This window comes from Prevotella sp. TF12-30 (assembly GCF_003436715.1).
In the GTDB taxonomy this organism is placed as follows: domain Bacteria; phylum Bacteroidota; class Bacteroidia; order Bacteroidales; family Bacteroidaceae; genus Prevotella; species Prevotella copri_A.
The window spans coordinates 24,070-44,223 of the sequence record NZ_QSQJ01000015.1; the positions used below are offsets into that span (position 1 = coordinate 24,070).

18 protein-coding genes and 2 tRNA genes are annotated in these 20,154 nt (G+C 45.7%); 18 read left to right on the top strand and 2 right to left on the bottom strand.

Translation table 11 applies throughout. From position 1 onward, the window contains the following. Nucleotides 1-4: 4 nt before the first annotated feature. The 10 genes from DXD25_RS07540 to DXD25_RS07585 all read left to right on the top strand — a co-directional run bounded on the left by DXD25_RS07540 (nt 5) and on the right by DXD25_RS07585 (nt 9,219). Nucleotides 5-754 (top strand): uroporphyrinogen-III synthase, encoded by a 750-nt coding sequence (locus DXD25_RS07540; RefSeq protein ID WP_089545326.1) that lies wholly within the window; start codon nt 5-7, stop codon nt 752-754. An 8-nt stretch (nt 755-762) separates the two neighbouring features. Next, nucleotides 763-1,167 carry a ribonuclease P protein component gene (gene rnpA / locus DXD25_RS07545; RefSeq protein ID WP_233522222.1) on the top strand — a complete coding sequence of 135 codons (405 nt, stop codon included), beginning with the start codon at nt 763-765 and terminating at the stop codon, nt 1,165-1,167. Continuing rightward, nucleotides 1,164-1,415, top strand: a complete 252-nt coding sequence (gene yidD / locus DXD25_RS07550) for a membrane protein insertion efficiency factor YidD (protein WP_089545325.1) — start codon at nt 1,164-1,166, stop codon at nt 1,413-1,415. The genes rnpA and yidD overlap by 4 nt, the downstream gene beginning before the upstream one ends. Nucleotides 1,416-1,478: 63 nt before the next feature. Next, nucleotides 1,479-2,780 carry a tyrosine--tRNA ligase gene (gene tyrS, locus DXD25_RS07555; RefSeq protein ID WP_089545324.1) on the top strand — a complete coding sequence of 434 codons (1,302 nt, stop codon included), beginning with the start codon at nt 1,479-1,481 and terminating at the stop codon, nt 2,778-2,780. Between the two features lie 66 nt (nt 2,781-2,846). Then, a tRNA-Gln gene (locus tag DXD25_RS07560) sits at nt 2,847-2,917 on the top strand. Between the two features lie 85 nt (nt 2,918-3,002). Further along, on the top strand, nt 3,003-3,524 hold the full coding sequence (locus tag DXD25_RS07565; RefSeq protein ID WP_117662627.1) for an RNA polymerase sigma-70 factor: 522 nt from the start codon (nt 3,003-3,005) through the stop codon (nt 3,522-3,524). 24 nt (nt 3,525-3,548) lie between these two features. Further along, nucleotides 3,549-6,293: a TonB-dependent receptor gene (locus tag DXD25_RS07570; protein WP_233522224.1), complete on the top strand. Its 2,745-nt coding sequence runs from the start codon at nt 3,549-3,551 to the stop codon at nt 6,291-6,293. Nucleotides 6,294-6,350: 57 nt separating this feature from the next. Further along, nucleotides 6,351-7,343, top strand: coding sequence for a DUF4249 domain-containing protein (locus DXD25_RS07575; RefSeq protein ID WP_117662629.1), 993 nt, complete (start codon nt 6,351-6,353; stop codon nt 7,341-7,343). 90 nt (nt 7,344-7,433) lie between these two features. Next, nucleotides 7,434-8,249: a FecR family protein gene (locus DXD25_RS07580; RefSeq protein WP_117662631.1), complete on the top strand. Its 816-nt coding sequence runs from the start codon at nt 7,434-7,436 to the stop codon at nt 8,247-8,249. A gap of 166 nt (nt 8,250-8,415) precedes the next feature. After that, entirely contained in the window at nt 8,416-9,219 is an 804-nt protein-coding gene (locus DXD25_RS07585; protein ID WP_117662633.1) for a gluconate 5-dehydrogenase, read from the top strand. Nucleotides 9,220-9,292: 73 nt separating this feature from the next. Here the strand turns inward: DXD25_RS07585 and DXD25_RS07590 are convergent, their stop codons facing one another. Next, nucleotides 9,293-9,568 carry an HU family DNA-binding protein gene (locus DXD25_RS07590; protein ID WP_089545318.1) on the bottom strand — a complete coding sequence of 92 codons (276 nt, stop codon included), beginning with the start codon at nt 9,566-9,568 and terminating at the stop codon, nt 9,293-9,295. Between the two features lie 227 nt (nt 9,569-9,795). Here DXD25_RS07590 and DXD25_RS07595 point away from each other — a divergent pair, with 227 nt between their 5' ends. The 3 genes from DXD25_RS07595 (at nt 9,796) to secDF (ending at nt 15,006) form a co-directional block, all read left to right on the top strand. Further along, nucleotides 9,796-10,770: a rhomboid family intramembrane serine protease gene (locus DXD25_RS07595; protein ID WP_117662634.1), complete on the top strand. Its 975-nt coding sequence runs from the start codon at nt 9,796-9,798 to the stop codon at nt 10,768-10,770. Nucleotides 10,771-10,774: 4 nt separating this feature from the next. Beyond that, nucleotides 10,775-11,872: an endonuclease/exonuclease/phosphatase family protein gene (locus tag DXD25_RS07600; RefSeq protein ID WP_117662636.1), complete on the top strand. Its 1,098-nt coding sequence runs from the start codon at nt 10,775-10,777 to the stop codon at nt 11,870-11,872. 110 nt (nt 11,873-11,982) lie between these two features. Then, nucleotides 11,983-15,006, top strand: coding sequence for a protein translocase subunit SecDF (secDF, locus tag DXD25_RS07605; RefSeq protein ID WP_117662638.1), 3,024 nt, complete (start codon nt 11,983-11,985; stop codon nt 15,004-15,006). Nucleotides 15,007-15,135: 129 nt separating this feature from the next. Here the strand turns inward: secDF and DXD25_RS07610 are convergent. Further along, nucleotides 15,136-15,207 (bottom strand) — tRNA-Arg (locus tag DXD25_RS07610). 56 nt (nt 15,208-15,263) lie between these two features. On the opposite strand from DXD25_RS07610, the gene DXD25_RS07615 reads away from it, so the two are divergent. The 5 genes from DXD25_RS07615 (at nt 15,264) to DXD25_RS07635 (ending at nt 20,144) form a co-directional block, all read left to right on the top strand. Beyond that, nucleotides 15,264-16,220, top strand: a complete 957-nt coding sequence (locus tag DXD25_RS07615) for an endonuclease/exonuclease/phosphatase family protein (RefSeq protein WP_117662686.1) — start codon at nt 15,264-15,266, stop codon at nt 16,218-16,220. A 129-nt stretch (nt 16,221-16,349) separates the two neighbouring features. After that, nucleotides 16,350-17,207, top strand: a complete 858-nt coding sequence (locus tag DXD25_RS07620) for an enoyl-ACP reductase (RefSeq protein WP_089545314.1) — start codon at nt 16,350-16,352, stop codon at nt 17,205-17,207. A gap of 319 nt (nt 17,208-17,526) precedes the next feature. Next, nucleotides 17,527-18,420, top strand: a complete 894-nt coding sequence (locus DXD25_RS07625; RefSeq protein ID WP_233522225.1) for a hypothetical protein — start codon at nt 17,527-17,529, stop codon at nt 18,418-18,420. A 2-nt stretch (nt 18,421-18,422) separates the two neighbouring features. Further along, nucleotides 18,423-18,689: a helix-turn-helix domain-containing protein gene (locus tag DXD25_RS07630; protein WP_233522226.1), complete on the top strand. Its 267-nt coding sequence runs from the start codon at nt 18,423-18,425 to the stop codon at nt 18,687-18,689. Between the two features lie 231 nt (nt 18,690-18,920). Then, nucleotides 18,921-20,144 carry an OmpA family protein gene (locus tag DXD25_RS07635; protein WP_117662642.1) on the top strand — a complete coding sequence of 408 codons (1,224 nt, stop codon included), beginning with the start codon at nt 18,921-18,923 and terminating at the stop codon, nt 20,142-20,144. Nucleotides 20,145-20,154 lie beyond the last annotated feature (10 nt).

Sequence of the window (20,154 nt, forward strand, 5' to 3'; positions counted from 1 at the left end):
CAAGATGATTAAAAAAATTTTAGTTTCTCAGCCAAAACCGGCAAGTGAGAAATCTCCTTACTATGATATCGAGAAGGAGTACGGCGTAGAATGTGTGTTCCGCCCATTCTTTAAGGTTGAGGGACTTACAGCGAAAGAATTCCGTCAGCAGAAGATTAATCTGTTAGACTACACTGCAGTCGTTTTTACATCTCGCCATGCAGTGGACAATTACTTCAAATTAGCCAAGGAGATGCGTATTACCATTCCTGAGGATATGAAGTATTTCTGTGTTATTGAGACCATCGCACTCTATATCCAGAAGTATGTACAGTATCGTAAGCGCAAGGTCTTCTTCGGTGATACTGGCAAGATCGACGGATTGATGGCACAGATGAGTCGTCATAAAGGAGAAAAATATCTCGTTCCACTGAGCAGTGTACACAATGATGATGTGAAGAACCTTCTCGACGAGAAGAAGCTGAATCATACTGAGTGCGTGATGTATCGCACGGTAAGCAATGACTTCACAGAGGAAGAAATCAAGTCGTTCGACTATGATATGATGATTTTCTTCAGTCCTACAGGAGTAAAAGCCCTGAAGAAGAACTTCCCTAAGTTTGAGCAGGGCAAGATTGCTCTCGGTGCTTTCGGTCCGGCAACCATGAAGACTGTAACTGACGAAGGTCTTCGCATTGACTTGGAGGCTCCTACCAAGGAGTTCCCATCCATGACTGGAGCGCTGAAGGATTATCTGAAGCGAAACAATAAATAAGAAACTATATGATGTTGACAGAAACAGATAACACTTTCGGAAAGAGAGAGCACCTATGCAAGCAGACGCTCATAGACCAGCTCTTTAGCGGTAAAGCCCATGTTATGACGGCTTGGCCCTTGAAGATGGTGTATCTTGTTGTTGACAAGACTGATGAGCAGAGTGCTTCTGTAGAACTGATGGTAAGCGTGTCGAAGCGATTCTTCAAGAGAGCCGTGAAGCGCAATCGGGTGAAAAGACAGATCCGTGAGGCTTACCGCACCCAGAAGCATGAGCTGATGGAGCGTATGGCACAGATGCCCGACAAGCAGCTGCTGCTTGCCGTCATCTGGCAGGATGGCAAACTGCACGATTCGGCTGAGCTGAATGCCAGGATGAACAAGAACCTGCAACGATTGGTAGAGAAACTATGAAGTATCTGCATATCGTCTGGCATGGATTCGTAAAAGTACTGACCTGGCTGTTGGTACTTCCTATCCTGTTCTATCAGAAGTGCATCACTCCCTATACACCGCCGTCATGCCGCTTTCAGCCAACCTGCTCTGAATATGCCAGGCAAGCCATACGGAAGCATGGACCTTTCAAGGGGCTGGCTTTGGCAATATGGCGTATCTTGAGATGCAACCCTTGGGGTGGTTCGGGCTATGATCCCGTGCCGTAAGTTTCCGGCTGTTTCGCTGGGCCCCTTATACATATTATATAATATATAAAGTAATCACATTCGATGGCAAAAAATTTTGTTGAAGAATTGAAATGGCGTGGTATGCTGGCACAGATTATGCCAGGTACTGAGGAATACCTTAACACCCACATGGTGTCTGCCTATCTCGGAACAGACCCTACTGCAGACTCTCTGCACATCGGTCACCTTTGCGGTATCATGATGTTGCGTCACTTGCAGCGTTGTGGCCATAAGCCTTATCTCCTCGTGGGAGGTGCTACAGGTATGATTGGCGACCCTTCTGGCAAGAGCCAGGAGCGTAATCTGCTCGACTCTGAGACTCTCTATCATAACCAGGAAGCTATCAAGAAGCAGGTATCTAAGTTCCTCGACTTCGATGGCAATGAGCCTAACAAGGCTGAGTTGGTTAACAACTACGACTGGATGAAGGACTTCACCTTCCTCGACTTTGCGCGCGTGGTAGGTAAGCACATCACAGTTAACTATATGATGGCGAAGGATAGCGTGCAGAAGCGCTTGAACGGTGAGGCTCGTGACGGTTTGTCTTTCACAGAGTTCACCTATCAGTTGCTCCAGGGCTACGACTTCCTCTATCAGTATGAGAAGTATGGCGTACGCCTCCAGTTGGGTGGTAACGACCAGTGGGGTAACATGACTACCGGTACTGAGTTGATTCACCGTACATTGGGTAACGATGCAGAGTGCTTCTGCCTCACTTGTCCTTTGATTACTAAGGCAGACGGCAAGAAGTTCGGTAAGACTGAGAGCGGTAACATCTGGTTGGATCGCAACCGCACTACTCCTTATGCTTTCTACCAGTTCTGGTTGAACGTAAGCGATGATGATGCTGAGAAGTATATCAAGATTTTCACCGACCTCGACAAGGAGACTATCGATGCCCTCGTAGAAGAGCACAAGCAGGATCCTGGTCGCCGTGTACTCCAGAAGCGTCTGGCTGAGGAGGTTACCGTAATGGTTCACTCACAGGAGGACTTGGATATGGCTATTGCAGCCAGCAACATCCTCTTCGGTAAGGCTACCAAGGAGAATCTGGCACAGCTCGATGAGGCTACATTGAACGATGTATTCGCCAATGTTCCTCACTACGACCTCGACAAGAACCTGCTCGGTGGTACAGCCGTAGATCTCTTCAATCAGGAGGGTATGCAGATCTTCCCAAGCAAGAGCGAGATGCGCAAGCTCGTTAAGGGTGGTGGCGTTTCTCTCAACAAGGAGAAACTCGCTGCTTTCGACCAGGTTGTAACTGCTGATGACCTGATTGACGGCAAGTATCTTTTGGTTCAGAAAGGTAAGAAGAACTACTTCTTGATTACCGTTAAGTAATCGTTAAAAGTATTGAAAATATTTGGTAGTGGAGAAAAAATCCACTACCTTTGCATCCGATTTGCTTGTCCTATGGTGTAATGGTAGCACTACAGTTTTTGGTTCTGTCAGTGGTGGTTCGAATCCGCCTGGGACAACAGATTATGAAATAACCCTTCAGGTCTTTGCGGATTTGGAGGGTTATTTTGTTATATAAGAGTTTAGTTTAGGTAGAGAAGGTTTATGCAAGAGATAGACTTGATATTTCAGCACTATTATCGTCCGCTATGTCTTTATGCCACTCATTATCTTCATGATATCGATGAGGCTGAAGACGTGGTGCAGGATTGTTTTGTGAAATTGATAAGTAGGAACATCATGCCGGAAAACATCAAGGCTTTCTTATATACCTCTGTGCGCAATGCCTGCATCGACCGGTTGCGCCGCCAGTCTCCGATAGATACGGAGATTTCTCCTTCTGACTTGAGCGGCACAATTTCTGATGACCAGGCACAGGAAAGTTCTTTCCGGGAGGCAGAACTGTGGACGGCTATCGAGCTATTGCCCGAACGATGCAGGGAAATCTTCCTCATGAGCAAGCGTGATGGCATGACTTATCGGGAGATTGCCGAAGAACTCAACCTGTCGCAAAAGACCGTAGAACATCAGATTTCCAAGGCTTTAAAGACCTTACGAGGCAAGAAAGATGATTTTCTTGCAGATTTTTTCTATATTTTACCTTTCATCCATGGGGGTATTCTGTAATTCTTGCGTTATAGCAATAAAAGAATGAATAAAAGTACAGTTATGAAAGGTAAAGAGATTATTTTTGCGCTCTCAATTCTAGCCTTGCCAGCTCCAACGTTGGCAGGCACGCCGAAGATGATGGTGGAGGCTCAGACTTCTACCACCATCCGTCAGCAGATGGATTGGCTGCACCGCATCAGGAAAATCAACTTCGTCTATGATTCATCGCTTGATGGGGAATTGAACATCAAGTATCATGGACCAGATATCCAGCATCTTTCGGTGAAGAAGGCACTGAAGGCGCTTTTCGAGAAAACTCATATTCTATATAATATCAATGCGAACTATGTGATATTGAAGCGAAAACCCATACAACAAATATCAACATCTTACACGAATATAGATCACAAAGTTCAGCAGGTTCAGCGTCGCCATACTCTCAGCGGATACGTCCGTGACGAGAGTGGCGAATCGCTGATTAATGCCACCATCTATGATCTGACGGATGGCATCGGTACAACCACCAATGAATATGGTTTCTTTTCGCTTACCCTGCCCGAAGGCGAGCACCAGCTCCGCTTTTCGTATGTGGGCTATGCCGACAAGGTGGAGAAGCTGAATCTCTCGAAAGATATGCATCATAATATGGCGCTTAGGGTAGATGGTAAACTGCCTGAGGTGGTGGTAGATGGCGACTTGAACTCTCCTCTTCTGACCACACAAACCGGCAAGCGCTCCTTTTCGAACAAGGATATCAAGACTGAATTTGCCCTGATGTCTTCGCCGGATGTGGTGAAGACCCTGCAGCGTGTGAGTGGAGTGGCAGAAGGACAGGAGTTGGCAAGCGGACTCTATGTGCATGGCGGCAATGGCGATGAGAATCTTTTTCTGATTGATGGTACTCCGCTTTATAATACGAATCATGCGCTGGGTCTTTTCTCCAGTTTCAATGCCGATGTGGTGAAAAACGTGGATTTCTACAAGAGCGGCTTTCCTGCACGATATGGTGGAAGATTGTCGTCGGTGGTGGATGTGCGTACTGCCGATGGAAACATGAATCAGTTTCATGGCGCCTATCGCATCGGACTGCTCGATGCCAGTGTGCAGTTTGAGGGACCTATCCAGAAAGGCAAGACCTCTTATAATATAGGTATGCGCCGTTCCTGGTTGGATTTGCTGTCCCGTCCCCTGACCAAGGCTTTCTCTGATCCGGATGAGAAACTTTCGATAGGTTATTACTTCATGGACCTGAATGCCAAGGTAACCCATCGTTTCAACGACCGTTCGAAGATAGACTTGAGTCTCTATCACGGAAAAGACAGTTGGGACGTGACGGATGATATGGATGATAGCAAGGGGGATTGGTACCATGAAGGTGATTCATATAATAAGGAATTAACGAAGACGCAGCTCAATTGGGGAAATTTCAATGTAGCTTTGAATTGGAATTATCTGTTTTCACCGAAGCTCTTTGCCAACTTCACGGCTGTATATTCCCATAACCGTTCCAAACTTTACTCCCTGGATAATGACAGGGAAATCTATCCACAAACCAAGAATGAAAGGGTGTGGAGTCATTTGGAGCATGGCTATACTTCTACTATCTATGATGCCGGATATCGCACGGCATTCGATTACCGTCCGAATCCACGTCATCATATCCGTTTCGGTCATGACTACACGATGCATCTCTTCCGTCCACAGACGGTGATGCAGCTTGACTATATGGGAGGTGGAAGTGGTGCTGAGATGGATACCATCCGTGTGAATAGTACCAATAGGCATGTGTCTCATGAATGGTCGGCGTATGCGGAGGATGAAATCTGTCTCAGTGATAAATGGAGCCTGGATGCTGGTTTCCATCTGGGATTGTTTCATATCAGCGATAAGAACTTCTTCAATATAGACCCTCGCTTCGCACTGAAATACCAGTGGAGTCATGCGGTATCGCTGAAGGCTTCTTTCACGCAGATGACTCAGTATGTGCATAAGATATCCAACAGTTATCTGGATTTGCCTACTGATTATTGGGTGCCAACCACCAAGGATTTGAAACCGATGCGTTCTTATCAGATTGCAGCTGGCATCTATGCGCAGCCGAATCGCCACTGGATTTTATCGCTCGAAGGCTATTACAAGCTCTCAAAGCATCTTCTGCAATACAGCAGTTGGCTGGGAATCGAACCTCCGGCAGAGAATTGGGATAGTCAGGTGATAGATGGCAAGGGATTGTTCTATGGTTTGGAGGCAGATGCCACATATCGTACCAATCACCTGACCTTGAGCGGTTCCTATACGCTCTCCTGGAACAAGCGGAAGTATGATGAGTTCTATCAGGACTGGTATTACGACAAGTATGACAATCGCCATAAGTTGAACCTTTCCTTGAGATATGATTTCAACAGGAAGGTGAGTTGCTATGCGGTGTGGAGTTATCATTCCGGCAATCATGCCACCGTGCCAACTCAGATTGCAGCACTGCCTGGTTTGCCGGATGGTGGCAATCGATACCCTGGCAGTTGGTGGAATTCGGCATCTTTTGTCTATGCCATCCCCAACAACCTGACCTTACCGGCTTATCATCGTCTGGACTTGGGCTTTGATTTCCATCATGTTACCAAGCATGGACATGAGCGCATCTGGAACTTGAGCATCTACAATGCATATTGTCACCTGAACTCGATGTATGTCAAGGTGGATTACGATGAGAAAACAAAGCGGTTTAGGGCAAAGAACAAGGGATTTGTCCCAATCATTCCTTCGTTCAGCTATACCATCAAGTTCTAATGAATAGCATAGTGAATAGTAGATGTAGATTTTATGTAAAGATAAAAAGAGATAAAAATGAAAACAATGATATATAGGGCATTTAGCTTCATGCTTTTATGTTTGGCGTTGGTTTCCTGCAAGGATGATTTTGATATTCAAAAGCTGCAGGATCATCCCCGACTGGTGGTTTATTGCTTTCCTACCGAAGGTGATACCACGCTCGTCAGTGTAGCTAAGAGTCTGCCTGTAGCATCAGTAAAGGGGAATGTTGACATCTTATCCCGCGAAAAGGTAGATGCACATATTATATATAAGGTGAATGGGGTGGAGCAAACGGTGAAACGCATCGCAAACGAGGAAGAGGCTCAACTCTTTACCCGAAGCACAAAATCCGATGTGCTTTCGCAACTGGTAGGTCAGTATTATGTGGTAGGCAAGCAGAAAGCTGGCGACAAAATCAGTATTCAGGTTTCTGCACCGGATTTCTCATCTGTTTCAGCATCTACTTATATCCCAGAGAAGGTAGAAGTGGAGTTGGGTGATGTTAAATTGGAAATGAAATCATCGGATGGTTATAACCCGATAACGATTGATAGGGTAGAAGCCATTTTCCATGATAATCCTTCTTCGGAAGATTATTATTCGGTGAAGCTCAGATTACTGAATCGAGAAAAGAACCGTGATCTAGGGCTGCTGACAGACAATGAACCCTTGTTGAACAAGAAGTCGAAGCTGGATGATGATTTCGGTATGGATGATTATGAGTATTTTGGTAATGCCTACATCTTTAATGACCGTACGATAAATGGCAAGACCTATACACTTCATCTGGATACATACTCTAATTCATATTATCAGTCATTTTATAGTTTTTCTTATGTAGTAGATTTATACAAGGTAACTCCTGAATATTATCGGTTTCTCAAGAGTATCAACGATGCGCAGAGCAACAGTTGGGCAGATGTGGGCTTGATGCAGGTTACGCCTACCTATTCGAATGTAAAAGAAGGCTTCGGAGTGGTGGCTGGCTACAATATAAGTTCTGTTTCGAAATACTTCTATAAATAACGAAGATAATGGAGGAATATATACCAAGTGCTTTGCCATTGCCGGCAAGGCACAGATTACAGGACAATTTTAAACGAAGAAAGGGATTCTATGATGAAGATCAATAAGAATGAACAGGATTTTGTGCTGAAGTATTTTCTGCCGGGCAAGCTGGATACCCGGAAGGCTTTGCGGAAAGTGAAGGCTCGGGTTGGCATTGCTGATGAAGAAGTTTCGCATGCAGCAACTGTATCTTTACGCATGCGTCGCATCCGCTGGATAGCAGTGGCTGCATCTATTCTGGTGCTCTTCACCATAGGAGCCTATACGCTTTTGCAGCCAAAGACGGTGACGCTTTCTGCTGAATCGGAAGTAATGGCGTATCATCTGCCTGATGGAACGAAGGTATCGTTGATGCCTCATTCTTCTCTTTCCTATCAGGAAGATGATTGCAGAAAGGTGGAGATGAAGGGCTGTATCTATTATCAGGTGAAGCATGATGAACAGCATCCTTTCGATGTGGTAGGAGAGCATGGACATGTAAGGGTGCTCGGTACCCAGTTTATGGTGGATGAAAGAACAGATGTTCCCGAAGTGATGGTAACCAGTGGAAAGGTGCTTTTCACGGCTCGCAGTTCTGCTGAAGGTGTCTTCCTGATTAAAGGCAAGCGGGCACGTCTGTTGAAAGGGGCTGTCCAGCCTGAGTTGTTGGCTGATTACGACATCAACGATGTGGCATGGGCTACGCATCGTTTGCATTTCGACAATACTCCATTATCCGAAGTATTGGAGGAACTATCTAAATTGTCAGGCACCAGATATACGGCTTCTGATGAGAGCAAGCGTCTGACGGGTGATTTTGAAACAGATTCTATCCCGCAGGTTATTCAGGTGATAGAAGAGACTTTGGGTGTTCAGATACGATAAGTGTGTGAATAAAACATCGTAAAAAGGGACTAACTTATGAAAAGTAGTCAATAAAATGAGAAAATAAGTAAAAAGGTCGCATCTTTCGTATTGATTAAGAGCTAGATTCAAAAATATTTTGTATCTTTGCCATCGTAACAAATCAAACAACAGAAAATATAGAAGTATGGACTTTAACAAACTATTCTCATTGGAGGGTAAGGTTGCCCTCGTAACTGGTGCCGCATACGGTATCGGTTTCGCTATTGCTGAGGCTTATGCCAAGGCAGGTGCAAAAATTGCTTTCAACTGCCGCAGCCAGCATCACATGGATCAGGCGCTTGCTGATTACAAGGCTAAGGGTATTGATGCCAAGGGTTATATCTGTGATGTAACTGATGAGGAACAGGTGAAGAACATGGTTGCTGATATCGAGAAGGAACTCGGTGTTATTGACATCCTGGTAAATAATGCAGGTATCATCAAGCGTATTCCTATGACGGAGATGTCTGTAGATGACTTCAAGCAGGTAATCGACATCGACCTTACTGCACCATTCATCGTATCTAAGGCTGTTATCCCAGGTATGATCAAGAAGGGCCATGGTAAGATTATCAACATCTGTTCTATGATGAGCGAGTTGGGTCGTGAAACCGTTTCTGCATACGCTGCAGCCAAGGGTGGCTTGAAGATGTTGACTCGTAACATCTGCTCTGAGTATGGTGAGTACAATATCCAGTGTAACGGCTTGGGTCCTGGTTATATTGCAACTCCACAGACTGCACCACTTCGTGAGCGTCAGGCAGACGGTAGCCGTCATCCATTCGACAGTTTCATCTGTGCAAAGACTCCAGCAGGCCGCTGGTTGGATCCAGAGGAGTTGGAAGGACCAGCCGTGTTCCTGGCTTCAGAAGCATCTAACGCAGTAAATGGCCACATCCTCTATGTAGATGGTGGTATTTTGGCTTACATCGGCAAGCAGCCAAAATAATATCAAGTAATATCATACAATAAAAGGGCATTCCGAGAGGAATGCCCTTTTACGTCGAAAATAATCTTAACAATTATTTGTTGAGTGCATCAGCGAGCTCAGCACCAGCCTTGAACTTAGCCACCTTCTTAGCTGCAATCTGGATCTTCTCCTTGGTTGCTGGGTTGATACCCTCGCGAGCAGGACGCTCGTTTACGCTGAAGGTACCGAAGCCTACCAACTGGATTTTGTCACCTGCGATGAGAGCCTCCTTCAACGCATTAGTAGTTGCGTCGAGAGCTGCCTTAGCCTGTGCCTTTGTGATCTCTGCACCTGCTGCAATCTTGTCGATCAATTCTGTCTTGTTCATAATTATACGTTATTAAATGATTAGTAATTTCTATCAATTATCGATTTTGCTTACAAATATAGTCTTTTCCTTTGAAAGTTCAAATAAAAAAAGCAGAAAAGTGATGAAAATAGTGAAATTTTATTGTAATCTACTCATTTTTTGGTGATTTCACGGATATTTTTAGTAATTTTGCCACCAAATTTCAAATTTTAATAAGATCATTAATAGTTAAGGCAAAAATTGTTATGCGCAATATTCCAATAGTTACAAAGAATCTGCTGATAGTGAATGTGGTGGCCTTTCTGGCTTGCCTGGTCATGGGAAAGAACGGAACCGATGGGTATGTTCTCAATGATATCTTGGGACTTCATTTCTTCATGGCTTCCGATTTCCATTTTTATCAGCTGTTTACGTATATGTTCATGCATGGTGGTTTCGAGCATATTCTCTTCAATATGTTCGCCCTTTGGATGTTCGGATGTGTCGTAGAGAGAGTCTGGGGACCGAAGAAGTTCCTTTTTTATTACATAGCCTGCGGCGTAGGTGCCGGCCTCTTTCAGGAAGCAGCTCAGTATGTTACCTATATCGTCAAGGATATGGCTGCCTATGAGTTTGTAGTAAGTGGTGAGGGCGCCCGTATGGCTATGGGCGATTATCTCAACATGTGGACCACGGTAGGTGCATCGGGTGCCATCTATGCCATCCTGCTTGCATTCGGAATGATTTATCCTAATGAGCGAATATTCATCTTCCCGTTGCCTGTACCTATCAAGGCGAAGTATTTCGTGATTGGCTATGCTGCCATCGAGCTCTTCTCTGCCTTGGCAACCCGTGGCGATGGTGTGGCTCATATTGCCCACCTGGGAGGTATGGTATTCGGTTTCTTCATGATCCGTTACTGGCGTAAGCAGATGGATGGAGGTTATCATAACTCTTCTGCTGCCGATTCTTTCGATAAGTTACGTAATATGTTTGGGGGTAGAAACAAGCAGACCAAGCAACGTTTCGATTATACCCGCAATGAGAACTATACCCGCAACGATAATTATAGCCGTAATGATACCTATACCACAGATTTCCAGCGTACAGATGAAGCCGAAGAGCGCAAGAAGGCTGCACAGAAGGAGATTGACCGTATCTTGGATAAGATACGCAAGAGTGGTTATGACAGTCTGACCCGAGAAGAGAAACAGACTCTTTTTGACCAGAGTAACAGATAGCGTCATGTTGAATGGATTAAGGGATTTTACGGTCAAGATGGTGGCAGGAGCCAATGTGGCTACTGTTGCCTTTATGTTATTGGTGGGATATTCTGATCTGCTGAATCCGGAACGTTTTCCCGCATTCTGCAATGCAGGACTGCTCTTTCCGGTCTTTCTTTTCCTCAATCTAGGCTTTCTGATATTCTGGGTCATCTTCCGTGCCAGGTATGTTCTCATTCCTTTGTTGGGCTTTCTGGTCAGCTTCGTACCTGTCCGGCAGTATATGCCGGTCAATATGAAGGGAGATGCTCCGAAGGAAAGCATCAAGGTTCTGTCGTACAATACCTGGGGATTCGGAAACCAGACGGAAGATGAGGATGGAGTGAATATCTGCCTGTCTTATCTGTTGGAACAGAATGCTGATATTGTCTGTTTGCAGGAAGCGCAGCCTACCGGCAGGAATGCAGAGCAGATAGACAGTATGCTGAAGCCGATTTATGCTTATCAGGACGTTATGGTTCATCCCCATGGCGGAAACGCCTTGATGCTGCTGAGTAAATATCCTATCCTTTCCAAGGAACTGATTCCCTATGAATCGCAGGGGAATATGAGTGTGGCTTACCGTTTGAAAATCAACGATAAGCCAGTTCTGCTTATCAATAATCATCTGGAGACGACGGGTTTGAGCAAGGAAGACCGTCAGCAGTTCAAGAAACTGGTCGTAGGCAAACTGCAGGTAGATACTGCCGAGCAGACCTCCAAGCTTCTGGTGGTGAAGTTGGCAGAGGCAACGAAGAAGCGTGCGCCCCAAGCCGAAGCGGTGGCGAGATACATCAGGGAGCATCGGGGGATGAGTACAATCCTTTGCGGTGACTTCAATGACGGACCGATCTCTTACGTGCATCGCACGATAGCTAAGAATCTGGTAGATTGCTATGTAGAAAGCGGCAACGGACCGGGAATCAGCTATCATCGTGGTGGATTTTTCGTACGGATAGACAATATCATGTGTTCTGAGGATTGGGAGCCTTATGAGTGCAAAGTAGATGATAAAATAGCGGTTTCAGACCATTATCCTATCATCTGTAAGCTAAAAAAGCGCCCAAAAAAGCAAAAATAAGGCAAAATATTCTTATATAAGAAAAAAAATGCGTATTTTTGCACGTCATTATATATGTAATGATGAATTATAAAGCTGAAAATAAATAAATTAATAACAATAAAATAGAAATGCAAAACAAAGGAATTGTAATTTGTGTAGCCGTCTTACTGACTCTCGCAAGTATCTTCTATTTGTCATTCTCGTTTGCCACACGTTACTATGACAGCGAGGCTGCAAAGATCAAAGACCCTATTGCTCAGCAGGATTATAAGGATTCTGTAAAGTACCTGGGTGTTTATTCTTACCAGAACTGCTTGGAGACCCAGATTGGTCTTGGACTTGACCTGAAGGGCGGTATGAATGTAATTCTTGAGATTTCTGTACCTGATGTAATTGAAAACCTTGCCGATCACAAGACCGACGCTGGTTTTACCAATGCCATGAAGGAAGCCAGAGCTCAGGAAGAAGCTAACGGTGGTGACTTCGTGTCACTTTTCATTAACGCTTATCACAAGAGCGCACCTGGTCATAAACTCGCAGAGGTATTTGCTACCCAGCAGTTGCAGGGCAAGGTTTCTCCTCAGAGCAGCGATGCAGAGGTAGAGAAGACTATCCGCGCTTCTGTACAGGATGCTATCGACAACTCTTTCAACGTTGTCCGCACCCGTATCGATAAGTTCGGTGTTGTACAGCCTAACATCCAGAAGTTGGAAGGTCAGCAGGGCCGTATCATGGTAGAAATGCCTGGTATCAGCCAGCCTGAGCGTATGCGTAAGATGCTTCAGGGTAGTGCTAACCTTGAGTTCTGGGAGACATATAACTCTGAGGAAATCGCTCCTTATCTCCAGCAGCTCGACACTCGTATTGCCAATGGCGATAACGGTGAGGAGAAGAACGATACCGTAGCAGCAGATTCTGCTGCCGCTAAGAAGGATGTAGCTAAGGCCGAGCCTAAGAAGGCAGAAACTAAGTTCTCTATCAAGAAGAAGGACGATGCTGCTGCCAAGGTAGGCGAGGATGCTCAGAATGCTGCTGCCATCAAGGCTCACCCACTGTTGGCTCGCTTGCAGCTTGGTGGTGGTTTGAGTACTGTTGGTTACGCCAGCGTTCGCGATACTGCTGCTATCAACAAGATTATCTATTCTGCAGTGGCTAAGCGCCTGTTGCCTTCAGACTTGCGTTTGCTCTGGAGTGCACAGCCTGCTGACAATATCAAGATGAAGAACATCTATGAGCTTCACGCTTTGAAGGTGACAACTACTACAGGTCGTGCTCCATTGGAGGGTGATGTCATCACAGACGCTAAGGATGAGTTCGACCAGATGGGTTCTCCTGTTGTAAGCATGAAGATGAATACAGAGGGTGCCCGCAAGTGGGCTCAGATGACCAAGGCTAACGTGGGCAAGGCTATCGCTATCGTTCTGGATGGTGTAGTTTACTCTGCTCCTCGTGTAAACGGTGAGATTGATGGTGGTAACTCTCTGATTTCCGGTAACTTCACTATCGAAATGACCAAGGACTTGGCTAATACATTGAAGTCTGGTCGTATGCCAGCTCCTGCACGTATCGTTCAGGAGGAGGTTGTAGGTCCTACTCTCGGTGCACAGTCTATCCAGATGGGTATCATCTCATTCGTTGTTGCTTTCGTACTCCTGATGGTTTACATGGTGATGATGTACAACATCATTCCTGGTATGATGGCTAACTTGGCATTGCTCGTCAATGTATTCTTCACACTCGGTATTCTGACGTCATTCCAGGCAGCCTTGACATTGCCAGGTCTTGCCGGTATGGTCTTGTCTCTGGGTACTGCCGTGGATGCTAACGTGCTTATCTATGAGCGTATCAAGGAGGAGCTTCGCTCTGGTAAGGGTATGAAGCAGGCTGTAGCTGCCGGTTATGGTAATGCTTTCTCAGCTATCTTCGACTCTAACTTGACTTCATTGATTACAGGTGTCATCCTGTTGACTACCGGTACAGGTCCTATCCGTGGTTTCGCTACTACTTGGATCATCGGTATCATCGTTTCATTCTTCACAGCCGTATTCTTGACTCGTCTGGTTTACGACTACAAGTTGAATCACGACAAGTGGATGCACTGCAAGTTTGATACTCCTGTTTCTCACAACCTGATGCAGGGCAAGAAGTACAAGTTCATGTCTATGTACAAGACTACCTTCACCGTTGCCATCGTAGCAGCTGTGGTATTCATCGGTAGCTTCTTTGTTCGTGGTTTGAGCAAGAGTATCGACTTCACTGGTGGTCGTAACTATGTAGTACAGTTTGAGAATCCTGTAGAGCCTGAGCAGATCCGTACCGTTCTTGGTGGTGCTTTCGTCAATGCAGATGGTACTAAGGCTACTACAAGTGCTATCGCTATCGGTACAGATGGTAAGACTATCCGTGTATCTACCAACTATATGATTGAGAGCAACAGTCCAACTGTTGACGATGAGGCTGAGACTATCCTTTACAACGCCTTGAAGAAGGCTAACCTGGTTTCTCAGAAGAGTGTTGAGGCATTCAAGAACCCAGACGTTCGCCAGGGTGGTTCTATCATCAGTAGTACTAAGGTAGGTCCTTCTGTAGCTAAGGATATCACTATGGGTGCTATCTATAGTGTGCTCTTCGCTCTGATTGCTATCTTCCTCTACATCCTGATACGTTTCCGCAATGTAGCCTTCTCTGTAGGTTCTACTGTTGCGTTGGCATTCGATGCCTTGACAGTTATCGGTTTCTACTCACTCCTGTGGGGTCTCGTTCCATTCTCATTGGAGATTGACCAGACCTTCATCGGTGCTATCCTGACCGTGGTAGGTTACTCTATCAACGATAAGGTGGTAGTATTCGACCGTATCCGTGAGAACTTGAAGTTGCATCCTAAGGGCGACCGTCAGCAGCTCTTCAATGCATCTATCAATGAGACATTGGCTCGTACCATCAATACATCTACATCTACATTGATTGTGTTGCTCTGTATCTTCATCCTCGGTGGTGACAGCATCCGCAGCTTCTCATTCGCAATGATTCTGGGTGTTGTATTCGGTACTTTGTCTTCTATCTTCATCGCATCTCCAATGGCTTACATCGTTCTTGGCCGCAAGATCAAGGAGGAGCCAGCTGAAGAGACTGCTGTTGCAGAGGTTAAGTAAAACGTAAACAATAAGAGATTCTTCTGTTTCTGTCCGGTGAATGCCGGATGGAAATAGGGAATCATCAAGACTATAAAACGATAAAAGGTCGCTTCCTAGTTAAATAGGAGCGACCTTTTATCGTTTACGTGGTCCCACCGAGAATCGAACTCGGATCAAAGGTTTAGGAAACCTCCGTTCTATCCATTAAACTATGGGACCTTCGAAAACTGACTGCAAAGATACATTAAAACATTGACAATACAAAATAAATGACTATGTTTTTAACACTCATCCTATCAAGTTTACTCACTTTTGTGGAGTTAAACTGCGAAAATCTCTTTGATACACGGCATGATTCGCTTAAGAATGATGTCGAGTTCCTGCCTGAGGGCAGTTATCACTGGACTCCCTACCGCTATTGGCATAAGGTGAACCAGCTGGGGCAGGAGATTGTGGGACTGGGGTATGAGGAGGCTTCCGGAGATGTGCAGCTTCCCGACCTGGTGGCTCTCTGTGAGGTGGAAAACGACAGTGTATTGTTTGACCTGACCAAGCGTTCAGTCATCCGTACGGCTGGTTATGAGTATGTGATGACCGATTCGCCCGATGAGCGAGGCATCGATGTAGCCTTGATGTATCAGCCGTTTTCCTTTTCATTGATACATTCCTGGTCTATTCGGGTGAAGCGTCTGCCGGATACCCGTCCTACGAGAGACATTCTCTATGTTTCGGGACGTGTCATCACGGGCGATACGCTGCATGTGTTTGTGGTGCATGCACCTAGTAGAAGAGGAGGAGAGCGTGAATCCCGTCCTTACCGCCTGCAGGTGGCGAGCCAGTTGGCAGAAGCTGTGGATTCCATTTATGCGCTTCAAAGTGGGGCAAAGATTATTGTGGCAGGAGACTTCAATGATTATCACGACTCTCCCGCTCTGGAATATCTCTATCAGCACCACCTTATTAATATATCTGCCGGAGCACAGGGTAGCCATGGGGCAAAGGCTACTTACCGTTGGCATGGAGAATGGCGCAGTCTTGACCAGATACTGCTGAGCGAATCGATGCAGCATCCGGAAAATGCCTGCAGAATAGGAGATTTGCCTTTCCTGCTCGAAGATGATGAGAAATATGGCGGTAAAAAACCATATCGCACCTACCTGGGTCCGAGGTATTTAGGAGGTTACAGCGATCATCTTCCATTGGTGGCCCGCATCCGGATAGATGATAAATAAGGCACGATTTACTTGACTTTTCGCAAAAAAGGTGGTATAAACAGCACTTTTTTGCGAAAAAGCTTGCATATATTGCACAAATTTCGTAATTTTGCGCACGATTTACAAACATATAGTATTAAGATAACAATGACTCACAATTTGTTAAAAGGCAAGCGTGGCATCATCTTCGGTGCACTCAATGAGGAATCAATCGCTTGGAAAGTAGCTGTTAAGGCTGCTGAAGAGGGTGCTACCATCGCACTCAGTAACACAGCTATGGCTTTGCGTATGGGCACGCTGGATAAGCTCGCTGAACAGATCAACGCTCCTATCATCGCAGCGGATGCGACCAGCGTTGAGGATTTGGAAAAGGTATTCACTGAGGCTCAGGAGAAGCTCGGTGGCAAGATTGACTTCGTGCTCCACTCTGTTGCTATGAGCCCTAATGTTCGTAAGCATCGTACATACGATGATCTCGACTACAATTTCTTGAACAAGACTTTGGATATTTCTGCTATCTCTTTCCACAAGATGTTGCAGGTAGCCAAGAAGTTGGATGCTATCAATGAGTGGGGTTCTGTAGTAGCTCTCACTTACGTAGCTTCTCAGCGTACTTTCTTCGGTTACAACGATATGGCTGATGCCAAGAGCATGCTTGAGAGCATCGCACGCAGCTTTGGTTACATCTATGGTCGCGAGAAGCATGTCCGCATCAATACCATCTCTCAGAGCCCTACAGCTACAACTGCAGGTAAGGGTATCAAGGATATCGCGAATATGATGGACTTCGCTGACAAGATGTCTCCACTCGGAAATGCGGTAGCAGAGGATTGCGCTAACTATTGCGTAATGATGTTCTCTGACTTCACCCGCAAGGTAACTATGCAGAACCTCTTCCACGATGGTGGTTTCTCATCTATGGGTATGAGCCTCCGCGCCATGAACCAGTATGCTAAGGATATGACTCCTTACGAGGATGAGAATGGTAAGGTTATCTACGGATAATAGAAAAACAAGGAAAGGATGATACTCTATATATCATCACATCTATTCATAATAGGCAATATACGCTCATTCCTGCAGGGAAAGAGGTGTATTGCCTATTTGTTTTGCGACTCACACCGAACGAAGTAAGCACGTGCGTCGAACGACGCACGCGCTCACATCGAACGATGCACGTGCTTACTTCGAACGATGCACGGCGCATAATACATAGACTTTACACTATATAAATAGTTATCTTACGCTGTTGGGATATACAACTTTGATACACATAAAGCAAGTAATTAGAAATTTAAGCAAGTAAACATAAGATAGGAAGCGTATGGATTCATTGTTTTTACTTCAGTTTGCCTGTTTCATCTTCATGTTCATCAATGCCTTCATCGTGGCACTCTCTTGTCTGCATGTAAGATGGAAGAACAAACGATACGAACGTTCAAGATGGATGATAGCAGCAGCCATCACAGGTCTGGCGATACAATATGTGATACAGATGAAGTTCGGATTCCGTGCCATAGACGATGATCTGGGGGCGGTGATCAACATTCTCATCTATACCCCTTGCTTCTCGCTCATCTGTATGGGCATCTATAATCTGGAGACCACCCGTGCCAACCGCAGGAAGATGTATCTGGTGTGCGGTGCCATCTATACCGCCATCATCCTGATCTTCTGCGTGGGCGTCAGCCTTCACCAAAGTCTGTATATTAGAGAAGAACTTTATCTGATGCTGGTACTGTTTTGCGTGAGTGTATCCTATTGCATATATATGATTATACGGGAGATGAACAGGCGCAGGAAGATGCTGGAAACGATGGCGGCTACGGATATGCTGCCCTACGTGAGATATTCACGAGCCAGCATATTCATCCTCTGTCTCCCGGTCCTTGTCTTGCCGGTAGCCATGTTCTCCACCACCTTATTATATATACTGGCTCCTGTGGGGCTGATGGCACTGCTGTTCTTTAACCTTACATTCATAGCCCTTGGCAGCAATTACATTCCTACCGAAGAGCTCCTGGACAAGGAAGCGGAAAACAACCCTCCATCTGAAACCGGAAATGGGGGGGGGCAGAGGAAAATTCTGACATACAGCAGAATCCTGCGGATGATAAACCAAGGCAATTGCAGATTATTTCTGATGAACGCAGGAACTTTATCCAGCAGAGCCTGGATGCCTGGTGTGAGAATCAGGGCTACAAGGACTGTAACGTGAATATGCTCACACTTTCCCACACACTCTGCATCTCGAAGAACGAACTGAGTCTGTTCTTCGACCAGTGTCTGCATTCCAACTTCAGGATATGGCTCAGCGAGATCCGTTTCAATGCAGCCAAGAAGATGATGCTGGAGTATCCCGACTACAGCAACGATATCATTTCTGCCGAGTGCGGATTTTCCTGCCGCACCCATCTTTACCGCATCTTCAAGACCAAGGCAGGGTGCTCGCCTACAGAATGGAGAAAATCTGCCAAAAAGGAGTAGCATTTCTAGGAATGCTACTCCTTTTTGGTAGGAATGCGACACTTTTTTAGGGGAATGCGACACCCTTTTTCAGTGAAAAACACTAATTTTGTGGCACGAAAGAAATATTTGAATCTTATACCATCAATCAAGATTTGGCTTTCCGAATCATCATTTCGGAAAGCTTCTTATATATTCTGAAGTAAGCAAATGAAAATAATGTAGTAAGTAATGACAATAATGTAGAGTAATATGATGAATCGTTCAACGACACAGATCAGATTACTGGTTGCTGTGCTTGTTTCCATTCTTTCCTTTTCCTTTGCGAAAGCGGAAGCCAGCGATAGTAACCTGCCAGATTCCAAAGGATGGTATCTGGGCATGGATGGCGGATTGCCTTTCGGCTTATCCACTTTTTCCAGTTTCGGACACGACAAGACCCACCTGGGCTGGGCTGCCGGCATCTATGGCGGTTATCGTTTCAACCCCATTTTCTCAGCAGAACTCTCTGCCAGATATGGAGAGGTGAACCTGTCGGCACAAGACTGCTGCGTGGAGCGCAACTACTGGCTGGGCAGCGATGGCATACTCTACAAGGCAGGTGTCCTGGGTATGGATAGCTGGGAATATGCCCAACTGAAAAGCCATGTCAGGATGGGCTGGTATGGTGCAAGGGTTCACGTGAATCTGCTGGGGCTGTTACGCAATACCGCCCACAGCCGATGGACTGTAGCCGTATCTCCTCATCTCTATGCAGTGACCACCTGCGCAGATATCCAGACCCTGGCAGATCATGCCGAGGTGATGAAAGGCTCTACCCGCTGGCATCTGGGCTATGGAGCCAGCTTGCAGGCTGGTTACCAGTTGACCTCCAATCTTAATCTGGGCATCTATTCCGGTTTGACACGCCTTTCAGGAGAACGTATGGACGGAATGCCGGAACATCTGCACAAGAACAACTTCGTATGGGAAAGCGGAATCAGACTGGGAATCAGCTTCTCAAAAAAGAAAAACAAGATAGTTGAAACTCCATCAGTTCCACAAACGGAAGTTCTACATCAAGATACCATTCTTTCGGAGAATGTCAATCAGAAAGAAAAAGAAACGGAGGATAAGGCTGAAACAAAAGTTGTTGAACAGGATATTAAAGAACCTGTAAAGGTGACATTCCCTGTCATCTACTTCAGCTTCAACCGCATCACCATTCGCCCAAGCGAGGTTTCCAAGCTGAAAAGCATCCTCCATATATTGAAGGAGAATCCGGATATGAAGGTGATGGTGACTGGCTGGTGCGACACAAGAGGCAGCGTGGCTGTCAACAGACGCATCTCCCGCCAGCGAGCACAAGCCCTGAAGACCTGGCTTGTGAAGAGAGGTATTGCAGCAAGACGCATCTCGGTAGTAGGAAAGGGAAGCGACGCTTCCAGAACTGCCCCAAAAGCCCGCCGAGTAGAGACTACAAATCATCATCAGTAACCCATAAAAC